This is a genomic window from Pantoea sp. PNT03 (genome assembly GCF_014852515.1).
Taxonomy (GTDB): domain Bacteria; phylum Pseudomonadota; class Gammaproteobacteria; order Enterobacterales; family Enterobacteriaceae; genus Pantoea; species Pantoea leporis.
On sequence record NZ_JACVBT010000005.1, the window covers coordinates 112,216 to 132,091 of the forward strand.

The window sequence follows — 19,876 nt, forward strand, 5'->3', positions numbered from 1 at the left end:
GGCTACCTGGGTTATTTATTGCGGCAACGTCAAATAACGCCCGCACTCGGCCTGCTGCGACTCGTCGCGTAGGTGCGGAATCTCACCGAGGAACGGCGCATCAATGCGCTGACGCAGCGTATCCATATACTCCTGATGACGTTTGCCGGGCGGCTGAATATCATTGGCAATCCAGCCCGCAAGGCGCAATCCGCGCGCTTTAACCGCTTCGGCGGTTAGCATGGCATGATTGATGCAGCCTAACTTCACACCCACCACCAGAATCACCGGCAGCTGCTCGTCTTCCACCCAATCGGCGTAAGTTTGCGTCTCCGACAGCGGCGTAAACCACCCGCCTGCGCCTTCGACTAACACCCATTCTGCCTGCTGCTCCAGCGCGCGCAAGCCCGCTGACAGCGTGGTAAAGCTAATCGGCCTGCCCTCTTTCGCGCTAATGATATGCGGCGAGGTCGGCTCGACAAACGCCAGCGGGTTCACCTGCTCGTAGCTTAACGACAAGGTGCTGTAGCGCTGCAACGCCAGCGCGTCGCTGTTGCGAATGCCTTGCGGCGTGATTTCGCAGCCGGATGCCACCGGCTTATAGCCTGCGGTGCGTAAACCGGCGGCGCTCGCCGCCTGCAACAGCGCGCCGCTGGCCACGGTTTTGCCCACTTCGGTATCGGTTCCGGTAATAAACCAGCGTGTCATTTGCTTAAAACTCCATACATCAGGTGATAACTCAGGCGATAACCGGACTCGTCCTGCGGCCAGCGTTGCTCAAGCTGTGCCAGTTGGGAACGCGTTAGCACGCTGGCACCGCGACCATCGTGCAGGTGCGTGGCCCCAATGCCTTTCAGCGAGCGCATAGCGCTGAGCGCGCTGGGAAAATGCAGGGTGATAACCTGCTGCTGCACGGCGATCGGCAGCGTCGCGGTGGCCGCATGAAACTGCGCAGCGCTGAGGAAACGGTTGGCGTGCTGGCGACCATCCAGCTGCGCCCACGCGTAATGCACTTCGTGCAGCGAACCGTCGAGCAGCGTGGAAAACAGCACCGTGCCGCCCGGCCGCGTGACGCGCAAAAACTGCTGCAGCGCAGTATGCAAGTCGCTGCTCCACTGCACCGCCAGATTGCTCCACACGCCGTCAACGCTGGCGTCCGGCAGCGGCACCGCATCGATATCGCCCAACAGATAGTGCTGCGCCGATTGCTGATCGCGCGCGGTTTGCAGCATGTTGGGCGACAGATCGAGCGCCGTCAGCGTGCGCCCGCGATCGCGCCAGTAGCGGCTATACCAGCCGGTACCGCACCCGGCATCCAGCAGGTGCGGACCAAAACCAGCGGGCGCCAGCGCCAGCAGCGCATCGCCGCTCAGCCGCTGTAACTGCGCGTGCTGCTCGTAATGGGCAGCCGCACGACCAAATGCCTGCGCCACGGCCTGTTTGTTAACCTGCAGCGTCATACAGCGCCTCCAGCAGACGATCAATGTCATCGGTGTGATGTGCAGCGGTAAGCGTGATGCGTAGCCGAGCGGTGCCCGGCGGCACGGTTGGTGGCCGAATCGCACTGACCCAACAGCCGACCTGCGCCAGCCGCTGCGATAACGCCATAGCCGCGCTGTTTTCGCCAACGATCAGCGGCTGGATGGCGCTCGCAGAATCGACCAGCTGCCACGGCAAATCCGCCGCAGCGGCGCGGAAACGCGCAATGTGGCTGTGCAGTTTTTCGCGCAGCGCATCACCTTGTTGAATCTGCCGCAGTGCCGCCAGCAGCGCATAGCACTGCGCCGGTGGCATCGCGGTGGAGTAGATCAGATGGCGGGAAAACTGCTCGACGTAATCAGCGGTGGCGTCATCGCACAGCAGCGCCGCGCCGCTGACGCCAAACCCTTTGCCGAAGGTGACGATCAGCAGTTCCGGTTTGACCTGCTGCTGCCAGCAGCTGCCGCGCCCTTGCGCGCCGCTCACGCCGATACCGTGCGCATCATCCACCAGCAGCCAGCCGTTGCCGCGCCGCGTCTCCGCAGCGATCTGTGTTAGCGGAGCGCTGTCGCCGTCCATGCTGAATACGCCTTCGGTCACCACTAGCGTGCCGCCGTCCGACGGCGTTGCCAGCAGCTTCGCCAAACTTTCCGGCTGATTGTGGGCAAAACGGCGCAGGCTCGCCGGGCTGTGGCTGGCGGCATCCAGCAGTGAAGCGTGCGCCAGCTTATCGGCAAAGATGCGATCCTGCTTTTCCGCCAGCAGATGGATCACCGCCTGATTGGCGGCAAACCCCGAAATGAACAGCAGCGCGCGCGAATAGCCCAGCCAGTCAGCCAGTTCCTCCTCGAGCTGCGCATGGTGGCGGCTGTAGCCGGTCACATGCCCGGATGCACCCGCGCCAGCACCCGTCTCGGCCGCGCCCTGCTGCCACGCGGCAATCACCGCCGGATGCTGGCTCAAGCCAAGATAGTCGTTGCTGGAAAAGTGACGATAACGCTGCCCCTCCAGCGTAATTTCCCGCACGCTGTTGTGCTCAACGCGACGCCGTAAACGCCAGCCATCAGCGGCACGCCGCGCCGTCAGCGCCTCGTCGATACGTTGTGACCAGCCCATTTACACCGCCGCGTTGTAGAACTGCTCGGTATCCGCGTGCAGCAGCTGCTCGCTGAGCTGATGCTGCTGCTCATTGTCACCCGCCGTCGTCGCGGTGTGCTCCGGATTCAGGCCTAATTTGCGGAACAGAATCAGATCCTTGTCCTCTTCCGGATTTGGCGTGGTAAGCAGTTTGCAGCCGTAGAAGATGGAGTTAGCGCCGGCCATAAAGCACATCGCCTGCGTTTGCTCGCTCATCTGCTCGCGTCCGGCAGAAAGACGCACATGCGACGAGGGCATCATGATGCGCGCCACCGCGATGGTGCGGATGAAGTCGAAGGGTTCAACATCGTCGTTATCGGCCAGCGGCGTGCCTTTGACCTTTACCAGCATGTTGATCGGTACGCTTTCGGGCGGCGTCGGCAGATTCGCCAGCTGCACCAGCAAGCCCGCGCGATCTTTCACCGTTTCACCCAGACCCACAATGCCGCCGGAACACACCTTGATGCCCGCGCCGCGCACTTTATCCAGCGTATCCAGACGTTCCTGATAGCTGCGCGTGGTGATGATGTTGCCGTAAAACTCTGGCGAGGTGTCGAGGTTGTGGTTGTAGAAATCCAGTCCCGCTTCGGCGAGGCGCTGCGCCTGGTCGCCATCCAGCGTGCCAAGCGTCATGCAGGTTTCCATGCCCATCGCTTTCACGCCCTGCACCATCTGCTGAAGGTAAGGCATGTCGCGCTCGTGCGGGTTTTTCCACGCGGCGCCCATGCAGAAACGGCTCGATCCCGCCGCTTTGGCTTTGCGCGCCGACTCCAGCACCGCGTCCACTTCCATCAGACGTTCCGATTCCAACCCGGTTTTGTAGCGCGCGCTCTGCGGACAGTATTTACAGTCTTCCGGACAGGCGCCGGTTTTGATTGATAGCAGCGTGCTGACCTGCACCTGGCGTGGATCGAAATGTTGACGATGCACTTGCTGCGCTTCAAACATCAACTCAAGGAAAGGTTTATCGAAAAGTGCCTGAGCTTGTGTCAGTGTCCAGCGGTTTGCCATTGCTTACTCCAGAAAAAGGGGGTTCATCCCGACGATTAACGTGGTTATACTTGTAAACTAAATCTTTTTAAAATGGTTTACAACTCACATGTTCACTCAGGATGACCTCAACTTTGACCGTCAGCATATCTGGCATCCCTACACGTCGATGCGCGATCCCCTGCCCTGTTATCCGGTTGTGGCGGCGCACGGCTGCCAGCTGCAGTTGGCCGATGGACGTGAACTGGTGGACGGCATGTCGTCGTGGTGGGCGGCGATACACGGCTACAACCATCCGCGTCTCAATCAGGCGCTGCAGCAGCAAATGACGCAGATGTCGCATGTGATGTTTGGCGGCATCACCCATCCGGCGGCGGTGGAACTGAGCCGCCAGTTGGTTGCCATGACGCCTGATGCGCTGGAGTGCGTGTTCCTCGCCGATTCGGGTTCGATCGCCGTCGAAGTGTCGATGAAAATGGCGCTGCAATACTGGCTGGGACGCAACCAAACGCGACAGAAATTCCTCACGCTGAAGCGCGGCTATCACGGTGATACCTTTGCCGCGATGTCGGTGTGCGATCCGGAAAATTCGATGCACAGCCTGTGGCGCGGCTATCTGCCGGAACATCTGTTCGCCAACGCGCCGCAGTGCGCTTTCGATGACGCGTGGAACGAGGCCGATTTCGCCGATTTTGCGCAGCTGGTGGAAATCCATCATCGGGAGATTGCGGCGGTGATTCTGGAGCCGATTGTGCAAGGCGCTGGCGGGATGCGTTTCTACCATCCGCGCTATCTGCAGCAGGTGCGCGAGCTGTGCGATCGCTACGGTTTGCTGCTGATTGCCGATGAGATCGCCACCGGATTTGGTCGCAGCGGCAAGCTGTTTGCCTGCGACCATGCGGGTATCACGCCGGACATTCTCTGCCTCGGCAAAGCGCTGACCGGCGGTACCATGACGCTCTCCGCCACGCTGACCACGCGTGAAGTCGCCGACACCATTAGCCGCAGCGCAGCGGGCTGCTTTATGCACGGCCCTACTTTTATGGGCAATCCGCTGGCCTGCGCGGTGGCGGTGGAAAGTCTGAAGATGATCAATGAAGGCGGCTGGATAACGCAGGTGGCGCACATCGAACAGCAGCTGCGCACCGAGCTGCTGCCGCTGCGCCGTCATCACGCGGTGGCCGATGCGCGCGTGCTGGGTGCGATTGGCGTGATCGAAACCCATCAGGCCGTGAACATGGCGGCGCTGCAGCACTTCTTCGTTGAACGCGGCGTGTGGATTCGTCCATTTGGGCGCTTGCTGTACCTGATGCCACCTTATCTGATTTCTGCCGCCGAACTGACGAAACTAACGCAAGCGGTCGGTGCGGCACTGGATGTTGCGGCGCATTTCCACCATGATTGAGGGTTCTGCACAACCATAAAAGGAGCGATCATGCGCGTAGTTAGCCAGGATTTTAACGACGGCGATAAGATGCCAGAGCGACACGTTTTCAATGGCATGGGTTACCAGGGCGACAATCTGTCACCGCACCTGGCGTGGGATGATGTACCGGCAGGCACCAAAAGCTTTGTTGTCACCTGCTACGATCCTGACGCGCCTACCGGTTCCGGCTGGTGGCATTGGGTGGTAGCGAACATTCCGGCTGACGTTACCGTGTTGCCGCAGGGTGCCGGTTCCGGCGTGGCGGACTTGCCGGAGAGCGCCATTCAGACGCGTACCGATTTTGGCCAAACCGGCTACGGCGGCGCAGCGCCACCGCAGGGCGAATCCCATCGCTACATCTTTACGGTGCATGCGCTGGATACGGATAAAATTGACGTGGATGAAGGCGCGAGCGGCGCGATGGTTGGCTTTAATGTGCATTTCCGTGCGCTGGCCAGTGCGTCGATTACGGTGAAGTACGCGTAACAGCACAGAATCGCGCTGTTAGAAAATATGCCTGCCTGTTTGATCAGGCAGGCATTTTATTTATCCCAATTGGTGGATAACCACCCACATTGGGCCTTGTCCTACCGCGTAACGCGCCAGCGGATTAAGCAGACCGCGTTCCTGAATCTTATACACTTCGATGTGGTGCGATTTCTGTCCCGCCGCTACCAGATATTGACCGCTGTGATCAATATTGAAGCCGCGCGGCTGGGTTTCAGTTGGCTGGTAGCCTTCAATCGCCAGCACCGAGCCATCTTCACTGATGCTGAATACCGTAATGGTGCTGCTGGTACGGTCGCAGGCATAGAGGAAACGGCCATCCGGCGTGATGTGGATGTCCGCCGCCCAGCGCGTGTCGCTGAAATCTTTCGGCATCATATCAAGGCTCTGCACGCGCTCAACCTGGCCGTGCACATTGTTCAGCGCCCAGACATCCACTGTGCTATCCAGCTCGTTCACCACGTAGCCATATGCGCCGTTCGGATGGAAGGCCATGTGACGCGGACCGGCACCTTCAACGGTGGTGACCTGCGCTTGTTCGCGCGGAGCCAGGGTGCCGTCTGCGTTCAACTGATACAGGCAGATGCGGTCCTGCTTCAGTGCCGGTACAAACAGCGTTTGGTTATTCAGATCGATATTGGCGGAGTGGCAACCGTCTAACCCGCTGATCACCTGAACTGGCGCTTGCGGCAAACCATCGCTGCCAATCGGGCTGATGCTGACGCAGGCATCGTTGTACGAACCGCAGAACAGATAATTGCCCTGACGATCGGTGGAGATGTGGGTTGGGCTGCCCGGCAGCGGTGCTTCACCGGCGAGGCTCAGCGTGCCGTCGGCCGCAATGCGAAACGCCAGCACGCGAAAATTCGGACGCACACCGACATAGAGAAAATCTTTCTTCGGGCTCACCACCATCGGCTGCACCTGGCCGGCAACATCTGTTACCTGCAATAACGTCAGTGCGCCATCTTCCTGCAACTGCCAGGCATGAATCTGCTGGCTCTCGGGACTGGCGGTATACACGACTTGTTTCATGCGTTTTCCTTATTCGCTGCCTGATGAAAGGGATAACTGTAGCGCGTTTCATTTTGTCGCGCTGGATTCATTTGTGCCCTGTTTTTTGTCTCAGGGCCGTTGCCGGGTGTAGACTCAATGCTTTGCCAACTCCCGGACGGAAAGTGTAATGAGCTACCGCGTAATCGCCCTTGACCTCGACGGCACCCTGCTGACCCCGAACAAAACCATCTTGCCAGAATCCATTGAAGCGCTGGCCCGCGCGCAACAGGCGGGCGTGAAAGTGTTAATCGTTACCGGTCGCCACCACTGCGCTATCCACCCTTTTTATCAGGCACTTAAGCTGGATACACCCGCAATTTGCTGTAATGGCACCTATTTATATGATTATCCCGCGAAACAGGTGCTGGCCGCCGATCCGCTGGATAAAAGCCGAGCCGCGCGGGTGATTGAGATGCTGGATGAAGAGAACATTCACGGTCTGCTGTATGTCGATGATGCGATGCTGTACCAAACGCCAACCGGCCATGTGACGCGTACGCTTAACTGGGCGCAATCGTTGCCGGAAGCGCAGCGTCCGCTGTTCCTGCAGGTGCCAAGCCTGGCGCAGGCGGCGATTGAGGCTGATTCGATCTGGAAATTCGCGCTGTCGCATCCCGACACGCGCGCGCTGCAGCAGTTTGCCGAACGCACCGAAGCCGAACTCGGTCTGGCGTGTGAATGGTCGTGGCACGATCAGGTGGATATCGCCAAAGGCGGCAACAGCAAAGGCAATCGTCTGGCGCAGTGGGTTGAAAGTCAGGGCTTTAGCATGCAAGACGTGCTGGCGTTTGGCGACAACTACAACGATCTCAGCATGCTGGAACAGGTGGGGTTGGGCGTGGCGATGGGCAATGCCGATGACGCCATCAAAGCGCGCGCCAAAAAGGTGATTGGCACCAATCTGGAGCCGGGCATCGCCGAAGTGATCTATCAAGAGGTTCTGTAACCGTAAGATGTAGCGGCGCAATTCATGGCGCGGATTTTTCTCACACCGCGCAATGAATCCATTTACGCTGCTATCGACACGCTCTTGATCTGCGCATACAGCCACTGATCCGGTCGGATGCCCAGCTCATCGCGCGCCCACGGCGAAATGCGCGCCCACAGTTCGCTTATCCCAATGCGCAGCTTCACTTCCACCTGATCGTCAATCTCCAGCAGCTCAACCACCTGTGCCGGCAATATATTGCGGATCGAGGTGTTATGCGGCGGCTGCAATGCCAGCGACACATCGGCTGAGGCGATGCGAATACGCAGCGGCGTTTTCAACGGCTGATTCACCCGGCTCACCCAAATATGCTGATCGCCAAGCGACAGCGCGGTCATTGGGTAATCAGGATGCTGCTCCAGCACCTGCACGCGCAGCACGCTGGTGCGCTCGGCGAGCGGCAGCCACGGACGCATCGCCGAACTGCTCCACACTTTTTCCAGCGGACCAAAGGCTTTCACCTGGCCGGCATCCAGCACCAGCACGTTATCCGCCAGCTGCAGGATTTCATCGAGGCTGTGCGATACGTAAAGAATGGGAATATCGACCTGCTTCGCCAGCTTTTGCAGATAGGGCATCAGCTCACGTTTGCGCGGCAGATCAAGCGACGCCAGCGGCTCATCCATCAGCAGAATATCGGGCGCCGTCAGCAACGCGCGGCCTATCGCCACGCGCTGTTTTTCACCGCCCGAAAGCGACGCAGGAAAACGCGTCAGCAGCGATTCTAAACCCAGCAGCGCCACCAGCGCGTTGAACTGCGGCTTCATTGAGGCCGCCATGCCGTATTGCAGATTGCCGCGCACGCGATAATGTGGAAACAGCCGCGCGTCCTGAAACACATAGCCGATACGGCGCTTTTCCGGCGGCAAATTCACGCGCGTGGCCGAATCGAACAGCAGGCGATCGTTTAACTCAATACGCCCGCTCTGCGGCTGGGTTAATCCGCCAATCGCGTTAATCAACGAGGTTTTGCCCGCACCCGACACGCCGAAAATGGCGGTAATGCCGCTGGCGGGAATATTGATGTTAACGTCGAGCAGGTGCTCGCCCAACTGCTGAGAAAGTTGCAGATTGAGCATTATGCCGCTCCCAGCCGTTTACGGCCCCAGCGCGCCAGCATTTCCGATGCCACTAACGACATCAGCGCCAGCGCAATCGCCACCGCACAGAGGCGCGCGGCGGTGCCTTCCGCGCCCGGCGTTTCAATCAGGGTAAACATCGCCGACGGAATGGTGCGCGTCTCGCCGGGAATGTTGGAGACAAATGTGATGGTGGCACCAAATTCACCCAGCGAACGGGCAAAGGCCAGCACCGTGCCAACAATAATGCCCGGCAAGGTGAGCGGAAGCGTGATGGTGAAAAATACGCGCCAGCGCCCGGCACCCAGCGTGCGTGCGGCCAGCTCCAGTTTGGTATCCACCGCTTCCAGCGCAAGACGAATTGCACGCACCATCAGCGGAAACGCCATCACCGCCGAAGCGATCACCGCGCCGCGCCAGCTAAAGGCAAAGGTGAAACCGAACCAGTCATACAGCCATTCGCCAATAAAACCGCGCCGGCCTAAGGCGATCAGCAGCAGATAGCCGACCACCACCGGTGGCAGCACCAGCGGCAGGTGGACGATGCTGTCCAACAGGGTTTTGCCCGGAAAGCGGCAGCGCGCCAGAATCCAGGCCATCAGGATGCCAAACGGCAAGCTGCATATCACAGCTACACAGGACACTTTCAGGCTGAGAAAAACGGCCTGCCATTCGGGATCGCTCAATATCATTTCTTCGGCGTGAATCCATACTGTTTAAACACGGCAGCGGCATCTGGCCCCTGCAAATAGTTGTAGAAGGCTTCCACCGTTGCGTTCTGATGTTCTTTGACAATCGCCATCGGATATTCCACTGGCTTGTGGCTATCTTCCGGGAATCGTCCCACGACCTGCACTTTCTGGCTGGCTACCGCGTCCGAACCATACACGATGCCGTACGGCGTTTCGTTACGCTCAACCAATGCCAGCGCGGCGCGCACATTGTTGGCTGGCGCCAGCTGCGGGGATAAAGCTTCCCACGCGCCGAGTTTTTGTAATGCTTCTTTGGCATAAATGCCGGCTGGCACGTGATCCGGATCGCCCACCGCCAGACGCTCGCCTTTCAGCAGGCTTTTCCAGTCGGTTTTGCTATCAATGGTGACCGCTTTAGCCGCGTCGCTTTTCGGTGCAATCAGCACTAAATCGTTGCCAAGCAGCGTATAGCGCGTGCTGCTCACCACGCTGTTTTTTGCCACCACATCGTCCATCCACTGCTGATCGGCAGAGATGAACAGATCGGCCGGTGCGCCCTGATCGATCTGGCGCGCCAGCACCGAAGAAGAGGCAAAAGAGGATACCACTTCTACACCACTTTTCTTCTGGTACTGCGTCGCAATGTCCTGCAGCGCATTGGTCAGCGATGCTGCTGCAAACACGGTGATTTTCTCTGCGGCCGCGGCATGACCGGCCAATGAAACGCTTAAAACGGTTGCAGCAGCCCAACGGTACTTGATGGTTCGCATTTGTTGCTCCTTGTTACGTTATATATTTGATAATACAACGTACGCGCAAATGCGTCATGAGCTTTATATCGGCAGGATTTTACGGAAGTTCAGAAACAAAACGCCCGCAGGAAGCGGGCGTTGAGAAATTAGTGTTGTGAGCTGTTGGCAGGACGATCGTCGCGGCGGCCAAATTTTGAGATGACGTTGAAAACTTCACCCAGGCCGTAAATCAAACCGAGCATAATCGCCATCACAATCGGCACCATGATGATAGCCACAGCCAGGCTTTTTAACAGTTCCAGCATGGAAACCTCACGCAGAAAATAAAAAAGTGATTGTAACGGTTAGCGAAAAAAACGCACTGCCCTTTTCGTGCTTTTACTTTTAAGCAGTAAACTGAGCGGATTAACCTAAGGAGCTGACATGCAGGCAGAACTTTCTCTCCATATTCGTCTTCAGCAAAAGCTGTTTGCCGATCCGCGTCGCATCGAATTACTGAAACGCGTGCAGCAAACCGGCTCCATCAGCCAGGGCGCGAAACTGGCGGGCATCAGTTATAAAAGTGCCTGGGATGCGATCAATGAGATGAATCAGCTGGCCGACCAAACGCTGGTGGATCGCGCCACCGGCGGCAAAGGCGGCGGCGGCGCGCAGCTGACGCGTTATGGCGAGCGGCTGATTCAGCTGTTCCAGTTGATGGAGCAGATTCAACAAAAGGCCTTCGATGTGCTGCAAAACGACAGCTTGCCGCTCGACAGTTTGCTGGCGGCGATTGCGCGTTTCTCGCTGCAAACCAGCGCGCGCAATCAGCTGTTTGGTACGGTGCTGGCCAGCGATCATCAGCAGGTGCAGCAGCACATTGAGGTGCTGCTCGCCGATGGCTTAACGCGCCTGCAGGTGGCGATCACCGCACGCAGTGCCGAACGCTTGCAGCTCGACAGCGGCAAGGAGGTGCTGGTGCTGATTAAAGCACCGTGGATTCACGTCAGTCACGCCGCGGCCAGCAGCGACAATCAACTGGCTGCGCAGATCAGCGCAATTGAGCCCGGCGATCAGCTTAGCGAAGTATTGATGGCGTTGCCGAGTGGCGAAACGCTGTGCGCGACCGTCACCAATGAGGCGGTGAAACAGCAGAATCTGCAGGTTGGTGCCAGCGTCACCGCCAGTTTTAATGCCGAACACGCCATCATCGCCACACTGCTCTGAAATCCACGCCATGATTTGACTTCGTCTGCATCGCTGGCTAAAACTGGACGACACGATGCATAAAACGGAATAGATCATGGCTTCATTGCAAATTTCGCAAGGTACGTTTCACCTTAGCGACACCCGAGCACTGTCCCTTAACGATTTAACCCTCAACAGCGGCGAAAGCTGGGCGTTTGTCGGCGCCAACGGCAGCGGCAAGTCATCGCTGGCGCGCGCCCTATCCGGCGAGTTGCAGCCCGGTAAAGGCAGCGTGCAGCAGGATTTTCAGCGTCGTACGCGCCTATCGCTGGAGCAGCTACAGAAACTGGTCAGCGATGAGTGGGAACGTAATAACACCGATCTACTGAGTGAAGGCGAAGACGATACCGGTCGCACCGCCGCACAGATCATTCAGGATGAAGTGCAAGATGAGGCGCGTTGTCAGGCGCTGGCGCAGCAGTTTGGCATCACTTATCTGCTTGATCGCCGGTTCAAATATCTCTCCACCGGCGAGACGCGCAAAACACTGTTGTGTCAGGCGCTAATGGCGCAGCCGGATCTGCTGATCCTCGATGAACCTTTCGATGGGCTGGATGTGGCGTCGCGCGCCAGCCTGGCGCAAACCCTCAACGATCTGCATCGAAGCGGTTTTAGCGTAGTGCTGGTGCTCAATCGCTTTGATGATATTCCCGATTTTGTCGAGAAGGTCGGCGTGTTGGCCGAATGCACGTTAACCCACGTGGGCGAACGGGGCGCGATTCTGGCCGAAGCGCTGGTGGCGCAGCTGGCGCACAGCGAGAAGCTTGCTGGTATGGCGCTGCCGGAAGCGGATCAACCCGATCAACTGCCGCAGCTGGCCGAAGATGCGCCGCGCGTGATGCTGCGCAACGGCGTGGTGTCGTACAACGACAAAGCGGTGATTGATGGCCTGAACTGGCAGGTTAATCCCGCTGAACACTGGCAGATTGTGGGGCCGAACGGCGCGGGTAAATCCACCCTGCTCAGTTTGGTAACCGGCGATCATCCACAGGGTTACAGCAACGATTTGACGCTGTTTGGCATCCGACGCGGCAGCGGTGAAACCATCTGGGACATCAAGCAGCACATCGGTTACGTCAGCAGCAGCCTGCACCTCGATTATCGCGTCAGCTGTAATGTGCGCACCGTGGTGCTCTCCGGCTTCTTCGATTCGATTGGTTTGTATCAGGCGGTGTCCGATCGGCAAAAAGCGCTGGCGCGTCAGTGGCTGGCGCTGCTCGGTATGGATAATCAGCTGGCGGATGCGCCGTTCCACAGTTTGTCGTGGGGCCAGCAGCGGCTGGTGCTGATTGCGCGCGCGCTGGTGAAACATCCCACGCTACTCATTCTCGATGAACCGTTGCAGGGGCTTGATCCGATTAACCGCCAGTTGGTGCGCCGCTTTGTTGATGTGCTGATTGGCGAAGGCCGTACGCAACTACTGTTTGTCTCCCACCACGCCGAAGATGCGCCGCAGTGCATCACCCATCGCCTGAGTTTTGTCGCGCAGGAACAGGGTTACGGTTTCCTGCAAGAGTCGCTGCGTTAAATAGCGGTTGCCATAGATGGCGTAATGCTCGTCAATTAAGACATGAAAAACCCTCATCACCGAGAGCACACATTGTAGCGGCGCAATTCATTGCGCGATAAATCGCGCCGCTACGGAAGGTGCGGTGATTTGATACGGCGCTTAACTGAGCGGCGTTACGCCATCAATGGTGACCCTTATATCTACAAACATCTAACGTGCATAGCGCCATTGCCAAAATAATTCGAGCTGCGGCAAGCAGCAGCAGTTCGGAGTATGAAGGCAATGTAAGCGTTACCATTTCATCGCCTGGTAATTCAACAAACATACGCAACAACCCCACAAAATGAGAATCGTCACCTTGTGTAAACGATACCATTTATCCAGACTGGATCACGCTTTCACGCTGGTCTTTGTGCTACTTTGATCAAAATCATTTTTATCTGTTTGCCGTTTACCAGGACTCATCATGGAAAAATTTAACCCGGTCGATCACCCGCATCGCCGTTATAACCCATTGATCGATCAATGGGTGCTGGTCTCACCCCATCGCGCTAAGCGCCCGTGGCAAGGTGCGCAGGAAACCCCGGCACTGGAGCAACTGCCAGCGCACGATCCTGACTGTTTCCTCTGTGCCGGAAACACCCGCATTACCGGTGACAAAAACCCAAACTATAAAAGCACTTACGTGTTCACCAATGACTTTGCCGCGCTGATGACTAACACGCCAGACGCACCGCAAAGCGACGATCTGTTGATGCGCTGCGAAAGCGCACGCGGTACCAGCCGGGTGATCTGCTTCTCGCCGGATCACAACAAAACGCTGCCGGAACTGCCGCTGAGCGGGCTGGAAGATATCGTGCGGACCTGGCAGGAACAGACTGCCGATCTCGGTCAGCACTATCCGTGGGTACAGGTGTTTGAAAACAAAGGTGCGGCGATGGGCTGCTCCAACCCGCATCCGCATGGCCAGATTTGGGCCAACAGCTTCCTGCCGAACGAAGCGCAGAAAGAAGATGACAACCAACGTCACTATTTTGCCGAGAAAGGCACGGCGCTGCTGGTCGATTACGCTGCGCGCGAGTTGAGCGATGGCAGCCGTACGGTGGTGGAAACCGAACACTGGCTGGCCGTGGTGCCGTGGTGGGCGGCGTGGCCGTTTGAAACCTTGCTGCTGCCGAAAGCCCATGTGAAACGCATCACCGATCTCTCCGAGCCGCAGCGCACCGATTTGGCGCTGGCGCTAAAGCAGCTCACCAGCCGCTACGACAACCTGTTCCAGTGCTCTTTCCCCTATTCGATGGGCTGGCACGGCGCGCCGTTCAACGGCGAAGCCAACGATCACTGGCAGCTGCACGCACACTTCTATCCGCCGCTGCTGCGTTCAGCCACGGTACGCAAATTTATGGTTGGCTATGAAATGCTGGCCGAAACCCAACGTGATTTAACGGCGGAACAGGCAGCTGAACGTCTGCGTTCTGTCAGCGATGTCCATTTCCGCGAGGCGCAATAAATGTCATTAAAATCCATTACTCAACAGGTTTTCGCTGACACTTTCGGCTATCAGGCGACACACAGCATTCAGGCACCGGGCCGCGTCAATCTGATTGGCGAACACACCGACTACAACGATGGCTTTGTGCTGCCGTGCGCCATCGATTATCAAACCGTGATTGCCTGCGCCAAACGCGACGATCGCCAGGTGCGCGTGATTGCCGTCGATTACGACAATCAGCAGGACAGCTTCTCGCTGGATGCGCCGATTGAGCCGCTGAAAGAGCCAATGTGGGCCAACTACGTGCGCGGCGTGGTGAAACATCTGCAGAAACGCGATGCCAGCTTTGGCGGCGTCGATATGGTGATCAGCGGCAACGTGCCACAAGGCGCGGGCCTGAGTTCTTCGGCGTCGCTGGAAGTGGCGGTCGGTACCGTATTCCAGCAGCTGTATGCATTAAACCTCGATGGCGCAGCGATTGCGGTGAACGGTCAGGAAGCGGAAAACCAGTTTGTCGGCTGCAACTGCGGCATCATGGATCAGCTGATCTCGGCGCTCGGTCAGCCGGATCACGCCATGCTGCTGGATTGTCGTACGCTCGGCACGCGCGCGGTATCAATGCCGGAAGATGTCGCGGTGGTGATCATCAACTCCAACTTCCGTCGTAGCCTGGTGGGCAGCGAATACAATACGCGTCGTGAACAGTGTGAAACTGGCGCACGCTTCTTCAATAAACCGGCGCTGCGCGATGTGACGCTGGAAGAGTTTGAAGCCTCTGCTGGTGGGCTGGATGCGTTGGTGGCAAAACGCGTGCGTCACGTGATTAGCGAAAATGCGCGCACGCTGGAAGCCGCCGATGCGTTAAGCGCGGGCGATCTGAAACGCATGGGCGAACTGATGGCCGAATCGCACGCCTCAATGCGTGACGATTTCGAAATCACCGTGCCGCAAATCGATCAGTTGGTTGAGATTGTGAAAGCAGAAATCGGCCCGCGCGGCGGCGTGCGTATGACCGGCGGCGGTTTCGGTGGCTGCATCGTGGCGCTGATGCCAATCGATCTGGTCGATGCGGTGAAAACGGCGGTGGCCGAGAAGTATGAAGCGCAAACCGGCATTAAAGAGACCTTCTACGTGTGCAAAGCGTCCGCAGGAGCAGGCCAATGGTAAGTGATGTGAATTCACACGCGCCAGACGGGCAACCGTGGCGCATCACTGTGCTGCGCAATCGCAACGGCATGGTGGCTACTTTTATGGATTGGGGCGCGACTTGGCTTTCAGCGCGCGTGCCAATGTTGGACCACAGCGTGCGTGAAGCGCTGCTCGGCTGCGCCACACCGTCCGATTATCTGCATCAGGATGCTTATCTTGGCGCGACAATTGGCCGCTACGCGAACCGCATCGCCTCGGCCGAACTTAAGCAACTCAATTTACAGCTGACGGCTAATCAGGGCGCACATCAGCTGCACGGCGGGCCGCAAGGTTTCGATAAACGTCGCTGGCAGATTCTCAGTCAGAGCGAAAGCGAGGTGCACTATCGCCTCGATTCGCCGGATGGCGATCAGGGTTATCCCGGCAATATGATCGCCGATGTCATCTATCAACTTGATGACGATAATTGCTTGTCGATTCGCTATGAAGCGCAAACCGACAAGCCTTGCCCGGTCAATCTCACCAACCATGCTTACTTTAATCTTGATGCGCATCATGGTGATGCGCGCCAGCATCGCTTACAACTGCACGCCGATCGTTACCTGCCGGTGGACAGCGAAGGCATTCCTAACGCGCCGCTGAAAGAGGTGGCGGGAAACAGTTTTGATTTCCGCCAGCCGAAGCGCGTCGCCGATGAGTTCCTCGCCGATGACGATCAAAAAGCGGTGAAAGGCTATGACCACGCCTTTTTGCTCAACACCGCTGGCGACAGCAGCCAGCCCGCCGCCCATTTATGGTCTGCCGATGGCAAGCTGGAGCTGAGCGTGTTTACTGCCGCTCCGGCGCTGCAGTTCTACACCGGCAACTATCTGGCGGGAACACGCGCCCGTGAGCAGGACAGCTATACTGCTTTCCAGGGCATCGCTCTGGAGAGCGAATTTTTACCGGATTCGCCTAACCATGCAGAGTGGCCGCAGCCCGATTGCTGGCTACAACCCGGCGACAGCTGGCAGTCCGTGACGCGTTATCGCTTCACGCCGCACTGAGCCACCGGATGAAAAACGCGCACTGCGCTGCCGACAGGCTTACGCCGTGCGTTGTTTTCCGCTATGGTATGGCGCTATTAGTGAGCCGCTTCTCAGTGGCCGCAGCCGGTTTCAATACTAATCGTAAATCGAGCATTAAGGAGTAAAGCTATGGCCGTAACTAAGCTGGTACTGGTGCGACACGGCGAAAGCCAGTGGAACCAGGAAAACCGCTTCACCGGATGGTACGACGTTGACCTGTCTGACAAAGGTCGCACTGAAGCCAAAGCAGCCGGTCAGCTGCTGAAGAAAGAAGGTTTCGTGTTTGATTTCGCTTACACCTCAGTGCTGAAGCGCGCTATCCATACCCTGTGGAACGTGCTGGATGAGCTGGATCAGGCTTGGCTGCCGGTTGAAAAAACCTGGCGTCTGAACGAGCGTCACTACGGTGCGCTGCAAGGTCTGGATAAAGCAGAAACCGCCGCTAAATACGGTGACGAGCAAGTGAAACAGTGGCGTCGTGGCTTTGCCATCACTCCACCCGAACTGGATCGCGCTGATGAGCGTTTCCCTGGCCACGATCCGCGTTACGCTTCACTGACTGACGCGCAGCTGCCAACCACCGAAAGCCTGGCGCTGACCATCGAACGCGTGATTCCTTACTGGAACGAAAGCATTCTGCCGCGCATTAAGAGCGGTGAGAAAGTGATCGTTGCTGCACACGGCAACTCACTGCGTGCGCTGGTTAAATACCTCGACAACCTGAGCGAAGACGAGATCCTCGAACTGAACATCCCAACTGGCGTGCCGTTGGTGTATGAGTTCGATGAGAACTTCAAGCCACTCAAACGTTACTATCTGGGTGATGCTGATGAGATTGCTGCGAAAGCCGCAGCCGTAGCAAACCAGGGTAAAGCGAAGTAAGCGAACGCTGAAACGCAAAAAGGCCAGACGCAAGTCTGGCCTTTTTTATTGCCGCATTGGCTTAGCTGCGGCGCTGTTTGACCGCCTGAGCCAGCTGACGCAACGCCTTCTCAGTGTCTTCCCAGCCGATACAGGCATCGGTCACGCTCTGGCCGTACACCAGCGGTTTGCCGCTTTCGAGGCTCTGATTACCTTCCACCAGATGACTCTCGATCATCACGCCAGTAATCGCCTGCTCACCACCGGCAATTTGCTGCGCCACGTCGTCGGCAACCACCATCTGACGCTGGAACTGCTTGCTGCTATTAGCATGGCTGAAGTCGATCATCACTTGCGGACGCAAGCCTGCTTTCTCCAGACCGGTTTTCACGGCCGCCACGTGTTCGGCGCTGTAGTTCGGCTCTTTGCCGCCGCGCAGGATGATGTGGCAGTCTTCGTTACCGCTGGTTTCGACAATCGCCGAGTGACCATATTTGGTGACTGACAGGAAGCAGTGTGGCGCGCTGGCCGCACCGATGGCGTCAATCGCCACTTTGATGGTGCCGTCGGTACCGTTTTTGAAGCCCACCGGGCAAGAGAGGCCGGAAGAGAGTTCGCGATGCACCTGCGATTCGGTGGTACGTGCACCAATCGCGCCCCAGCTCATCAGATCGGCCATATATTGTGGCGTGATCATATCAAGGAACTCACCGGCCGCTGGCAACCCGATATCGTTGATATCCACCAGCAACTTGCGCGCCAGGCGCAGGCCGTCATTGATCTGGAAGCTGCCATCCATAAACGGGTCGTTGATCAGCCCTTTCCAGCCCACCGTGGTGCGCGGTTTTTCAAAGTAAACGCGCATCACCACTTCGAGATCGTCTTTCAGCTCATCACGCAGTGCCAGCAGGCGCGTCGCATACTCTTGCGCAGCCTGGGTATCGTGAATTGAGCACGGACCGATCACCACCAGCAGACGATCGTCCTCGCCATGCAGAATGCGGTGAATCGCCTGACGTGACTGCGCTACGGTTGTAGCCGCTTTATCGGTGGCGGGGAATTTTTCAAGCAAAGCAACAGGAGGCAGTAACTCTTTGATCTCTCTGATGCGTAAATCATCGTTCTGGTAATCCATACACAATTCCATTCAAATTTCTGGCCCAACGTCCGTCGGGCGCAACCCGCCCACTTTAGCCCTTCGCGCGGTGGGTGTAAATTACGCACCGCGCTTAAAATGTACATCTCAAATTTGCATTTATATATCCATGCACTAAGCTTTTTAAATGTAAGCACTAAGGAATGATGTGTTTGCAAAATTAAATTTTTAAGTGAAGCGTATAAGGTGGATTTTGTTCCATCGCGGCACGCTATTTTCGTCACTCAACACCAGCGGGTGTTAGACGGCAACTATCCATTAATTACTGGAGCATAATGATGAATAAGTTTGCAATGATCTTTCTGACAGCAGCGATGACCATGGGTAGCGGTGCTGTAATGGCTGCGGATAACAACAATGGTGCGGCCAACGCTTCAGCTGAAGCCGGTGCAGCAGCTGGCGGTGCAAAACAAAATCTGCCACCTAATAATGTTGATAACAGCAAAATTAACAGCGGTAGCACGAATACCAACAGCGCAGCAACGTCAGGCACTGACTCAAGCAATATGTCAGCCAACCAGGTGCACAAAAACAGCATGTGCAAAGACGGCAAATGCCCGGACATGAATAAAAAAGTCGACACTAAAGAGGGTGGCGGCCACGTGAAACATAAAACAGACGGTACTTCGCAATAAGTTTCCTTCTGTTTGATCAAGGGAGAGCTTCGGCTCTCCCTTTTATTTTGCCCCCCGCCCTTTTCCGCTATGCTGAAGCAATGAAATTCACAGGAACTGTTTCATGGCTTCATTGCTGCTTATTGATGATCACCCGTTAGTTGCCGTCGCACTGGAAGCGGCTTGCGTTAACGCTCCTATCACGTTGAACATTCACGCCGCTGGCGACGAAGCGCAGGCGCGCCAACTGCTTCAACAACATCCCATCGATTTAATTGTGCTGGATATCGGTTTACCCGATTGCGACGGACTCGAACTGCTGCGCCGGTTGCGCGTGCGTAATCAGTACTGCCCGGTGTTGATCTATTCCGCGCAGCAGAGCCGCCACACGCTGCTCAGCGCCGTGTCGCTTGGCGCTGCCGGTTACGTGGTGAAAAGCCAAAGCATGGCGCAACTGCTGAGCGCGATTCTGGCGGTGCTCGGCGGCCAGCAGGCTTTTCCGCCGCTGCCGGAACGTATCGAACTGCCGTTAACCGAGAAAGAGCAGCAGATTGTAGCGCTGCTGGTGCGCGGCCTCTCGAATCTGCAGATTGGCGAACAGCTGCATATCAGTAATAAAACCGTTAGCACCCACAAGAAGAACATCCTGGAGAAAACCGGCGTACAGTCGGTGGTTGAGCTGGCTGAGCTGTGGAAAGCGCAGCAGTGAGGATCT

General features: G+C 57.3%; 21 protein-coding genes. 11 read left to right on the forward strand and 10 right to left on the reverse strand.

Going from position 1 to position 19,876, the window contains the following annotated elements; all coding sequences use genetic code 11:
* Nucleotides 1–15 precede the first annotated feature (15 nt).
* From bioD to bioB, 4 genes are read right to left on the reverse strand one after another with little or no spacing between them, the layout of a single operon-like run.
* Nucleotides 16–687, reverse strand: a complete 672-nt coding sequence (gene bioD, locus IB226_RS17730) for a dethiobiotin synthase (protein WP_192236603.1) — start codon at nt 685–687, stop codon at nt 16–18.
* Nucleotides 684–1,439: a malonyl-ACP O-methyltransferase BioC gene (bioC, locus tag IB226_RS17735; protein ID WP_192236604.1), complete on the reverse strand. Its 756-nt coding sequence runs from the start codon at nt 1,437–1,439 to the stop codon at nt 684–686. Before bioC ends, bioD begins: the two co-directional genes overlap by 4 nt.
* Complete coding sequence (bioF, locus tag IB226_RS17740; protein ID WP_192236605.1) at nt 1,423–2,574, reverse strand: 8-amino-7-oxononanoate synthase; 1,152 nt, start codon at nt 2,572–2,574, stop codon at nt 1,423–1,425. Before bioF ends, bioC begins: the two co-directional genes overlap by 17 nt.
* Entirely contained in the window at nt 2,575–3,606 is a 1,032-nt protein-coding gene (gene bioB / locus IB226_RS17745) for a biotin synthase BioB (protein ID WP_192236606.1), read from the reverse strand.
* An 88-nt stretch (nt 3,607–3,694) separates the two neighbouring features.
* On the opposite strand from bioB, the gene bioA reads away from it, so the two are divergent.
* Complete coding sequence (gene bioA / locus IB226_RS17750) at nt 3,695–4,990, forward strand: adenosylmethionine--8-amino-7-oxononanoate transaminase (protein ID WP_192236607.1); 1,296 nt, start codon at nt 3,695–3,697, stop codon at nt 4,988–4,990.
* A gap of 30 nt (nt 4,991–5,020) precedes the next feature.
* The gene (locus IB226_RS17755; protein WP_192236608.1) at nt 5,021–5,497 is read left to right on the forward strand and encodes a kinase inhibitor; all 477 of its coding nucleotides are present in this window, start codon (nt 5,021–5,023) and stop codon (nt 5,495–5,497) included.
* A gap of 60 nt (nt 5,498–5,557) precedes the next feature.
* On the opposite strand, the gene pgl is transcribed toward IB226_RS17755, so the two are convergent.
* Complete coding sequence (pgl, locus tag IB226_RS17760) at nt 5,558–6,553, reverse strand: 6-phosphogluconolactonase (protein ID WP_192236609.1); 996 nt, start codon at nt 6,551–6,553, stop codon at nt 5,558–5,560.
* A 148-nt stretch (nt 6,554–6,701) separates the two neighbouring features.
* Here pgl and IB226_RS17765 point away from each other — a divergent pair, with 148 nt between their 5' ends.
* Nucleotides 6,702–7,520 carry a pyridoxal phosphatase gene (locus IB226_RS17765; protein WP_192236610.1) on the forward strand — a complete coding sequence of 273 codons (819 nt, stop codon included), beginning with the start codon at nt 6,702–6,704 and terminating at the stop codon, nt 7,518–7,520.
* Between the two features lie 62 nt (nt 7,521–7,582).
* Here the strand turns inward: IB226_RS17765 and modC are convergent, their stop codons facing one another.
* The 4 genes from modC to IB226_RS17785 all read right to left on the reverse strand — a co-directional run bounded on the left by modC (nt 7,583) and on the right by IB226_RS17785 (nt 10,390).
* Nucleotides 7,583–8,641 (reverse strand): molybdenum ABC transporter ATP-binding protein ModC, encoded by a 1,059-nt coding sequence (modC, locus tag IB226_RS17770; protein ID WP_192236611.1) that lies wholly within the window; start codon nt 8,639–8,641, stop codon nt 7,583–7,585.
* Nucleotides 8,641–9,333 (reverse strand): molybdate ABC transporter permease subunit, encoded by a 693-nt coding sequence (modB, locus tag IB226_RS17775; RefSeq protein WP_192236612.1) that lies wholly within the window; start codon nt 9,331–9,333, stop codon nt 8,641–8,643. Before modB ends, modC begins: the two co-directional genes overlap by 1 nt.
* Nucleotides 9,330–10,103, reverse strand: a complete 774-nt coding sequence (gene modA, locus IB226_RS17780) for a molybdate ABC transporter substrate-binding protein (protein WP_192236613.1) — start codon at nt 10,101–10,103, stop codon at nt 9,330–9,332. The genes modB and modA overlap by 4 nt, the downstream gene beginning before the upstream one ends.
* 128 nt (nt 10,104–10,231) lie before the next feature.
* Entirely contained in the window at nt 10,232–10,390 is a 159-nt protein-coding gene (locus tag IB226_RS17785) for an AcrZ family multidrug efflux pump-associated protein (RefSeq protein ID WP_007890616.1), read from the reverse strand.
* A gap of 118 nt (nt 10,391–10,508) precedes the next feature.
* On the opposite strand from IB226_RS17785, the gene modE reads away from it, so the two are divergent.
* The 6 genes from modE (at nt 10,509) to gpmA (ending at nt 17,412) form a co-directional block, all read left to right on the forward strand.
* The gene (gene modE / locus IB226_RS17790) at nt 10,509–11,291 is read left to right on the forward strand and encodes a molybdenum-dependent transcriptional regulator (protein WP_192236614.1); all 783 of its coding nucleotides are present in this window, start codon (nt 10,509–10,511) and stop codon (nt 11,289–11,291) included.
* A gap of 76 nt (nt 11,292–11,367) precedes the next feature.
* The gene (modF, locus tag IB226_RS17795; RefSeq protein ID WP_192236615.1) at nt 11,368–12,840 is read left to right on the forward strand and encodes a molybdate ABC transporter ATP-binding protein ModF; all 1,473 of its coding nucleotides are present in this window, start codon (nt 11,368–11,370) and stop codon (nt 12,838–12,840) included.
* Between the two features lie 448 nt (nt 12,841–13,288).
* Nucleotides 13,289–14,332 (forward strand): galactose-1-phosphate uridylyltransferase, encoded by a 1,044-nt coding sequence (gene galT, locus IB226_RS17800; RefSeq protein WP_192236616.1) that lies wholly within the window; start codon nt 13,289–13,291, stop codon nt 14,330–14,332.
* On the forward strand, nt 14,333–15,481 hold the full coding sequence (galK, locus tag IB226_RS17805; RefSeq protein ID WP_192236617.1) for a galactokinase: 1,149 nt from the start codon (nt 14,333–14,335) through the stop codon (nt 15,479–15,481).
* Complete coding sequence (galM, locus tag IB226_RS17810; RefSeq protein WP_192236618.1) at nt 15,475–16,509, forward strand: galactose-1-epimerase; 1,035 nt, start codon at nt 15,475–15,477, stop codon at nt 16,507–16,509. Before galK ends, galM begins: the two co-directional genes overlap by 7 nt.
* Before the next feature lie 150 nt (nt 16,510–16,659).
* On the forward strand, nt 16,660–17,412 hold the full coding sequence (gene gpmA / locus IB226_RS17815) for a 2,3-diphosphoglycerate-dependent phosphoglycerate mutase (protein WP_008109047.1): 753 nt from the start codon (nt 16,660–16,662) through the stop codon (nt 17,410–17,412).
* A 61-nt stretch (nt 17,413–17,473) separates the two neighbouring features.
* Here gpmA and aroG read toward each other — a convergent pair whose 3' ends face one another.
* A complete protein-coding gene (gene aroG / locus IB226_RS17820; RefSeq protein ID WP_192236619.1) occupies nt 17,474–18,526 on the reverse strand; it encodes a 3-deoxy-7-phosphoheptulonate synthase AroG in 1,053 nt (350 codons plus the stop codon).
* A 299-nt stretch (nt 18,527–18,825) separates the two neighbouring features.
* Between aroG and IB226_RS17825 the strand changes: the two genes are divergently transcribed.
* A complete protein-coding gene (locus IB226_RS17825; protein WP_192236776.1) occupies nt 18,826–19,182 on the forward strand; it encodes a YbgS-like family protein in 357 nt (118 codons plus the stop codon).
* Between the two features lie 103 nt (nt 19,183–19,285).
* Nucleotides 19,286–19,870 (forward strand): response regulator transcription factor, encoded by a 585-nt coding sequence (locus tag IB226_RS17830; protein WP_192236620.1) that lies wholly within the window; start codon nt 19,286–19,288, stop codon nt 19,868–19,870.
* The last annotated feature ends 6 nt before the right edge of the window (nt 19,871–19,876 follow it).

Bases quoted from the DNA above. Each gene is read 5' to 3' on its own strand.
- bioD (WP_192236603.1), bottom strand. From the start codon at position 687: ATGACACGCTGGTTTATTACCGGAACCGATACCGAAGTGGGCAAAACC.
- bioC (WP_192236604.1), bottom strand. From the start codon at position 1,439: ATGACGCTGCAGGTTAACAAACAGGCCGTGGCGCAGGCATTTGGTCGT.
- bioF (WP_192236605.1), bottom strand. From the start codon at position 2,574: ATGGGCTGGTCACAACGTATCGACGAGGCGCTGACGGCGCGGCGTGCC.
- bioB (WP_192236606.1), bottom strand. From the start codon at position 3,606: ATGGCAAACCGCTGGACACTGACACAAGCTCAGGCACTTTTCGATAAA.
- bioA (WP_192236607.1), top strand. From the start codon at position 3,695: ATGTTCACTCAGGATGACCTCAACTTTGACCGTCAGCATATCTGGCAT.
- IB226_RS17755 (WP_192236608.1), top strand. From the start codon at position 5,021: ATGCGCGTAGTTAGCCAGGATTTTAACGACGGCGATAAGATGCCAGAG.
- pgl (WP_192236609.1), bottom strand. From the start codon at position 6,553: ATGAAACAAGTCGTGTATACCGCCAGTCCCGAGAGCCAGCAGATTCAT.
- IB226_RS17765 (WP_192236610.1), top strand. From the start codon at position 6,702: ATGAGCTACCGCGTAATCGCCCTTGACCTCGACGGCACCCTGCTGACC.
- modC (WP_192236611.1), bottom strand. From the start codon at position 8,641: ATGCTCAATCTGCAACTTTCTCAGCAGTTGGGCGAGCACCTGCTCGAC.
- modB (WP_192236612.1), bottom strand. From the start codon at position 9,333: ATGATATTGAGCGATCCCGAATGGCAGGCCGTTTTTCTCAGCCTGAAA.
- modA (WP_192236613.1), bottom strand. From the start codon at position 10,103: ATGCGAACCATCAAGTACCGTTGGGCTGCTGCAACCGTTTTAAGCGTT.
- IB226_RS17785 (WP_007890616.1), bottom strand. From the start codon at position 10,390: ATGCTGGAACTGTTAAAAAGCCTGGCTGTGGCTATCATCATGGTGCCG.
- modE (WP_192236614.1), top strand. From the start codon at position 10,509: ATGCAGGCAGAACTTTCTCTCCATATTCGTCTTCAGCAAAAGCTGTTT.
- modF (WP_192236615.1), top strand. From the start codon at position 11,368: ATGGCTTCATTGCAAATTTCGCAAGGTACGTTTCACCTTAGCGACACC.
- galT (WP_192236616.1), top strand. From the start codon at position 13,289: ATGGAAAAATTTAACCCGGTCGATCACCCGCATCGCCGTTATAACCCA.
- galK (WP_192236617.1), top strand. From the start codon at position 14,333: ATGTCATTAAAATCCATTACTCAACAGGTTTTCGCTGACACTTTCGGC.
- galM (WP_192236618.1), top strand. From the start codon at position 15,475: ATGGTAAGTGATGTGAATTCACACGCGCCAGACGGGCAACCGTGGCGC.
- gpmA (WP_008109047.1), top strand. From the start codon at position 16,660: ATGGCCGTAACTAAGCTGGTACTGGTGCGACACGGCGAAAGCCAGTGG.
- aroG (WP_192236619.1), bottom strand. From the start codon at position 18,526: ATGGATTACCAGAACGATGATTTACGCATCAGAGAGATCAAAGAGTTA.
- IB226_RS17825 (WP_192236776.1), top strand. From the start codon at position 18,826: ATGAATAAGTTTGCAATGATCTTTCTGACAGCAGCGATGACCATGGGT.
- IB226_RS17830 (WP_192236620.1), top strand. From the start codon at position 19,286: ATGGCTTCATTGCTGCTTATTGATGATCACCCGTTAGTTGCCGTCGCA.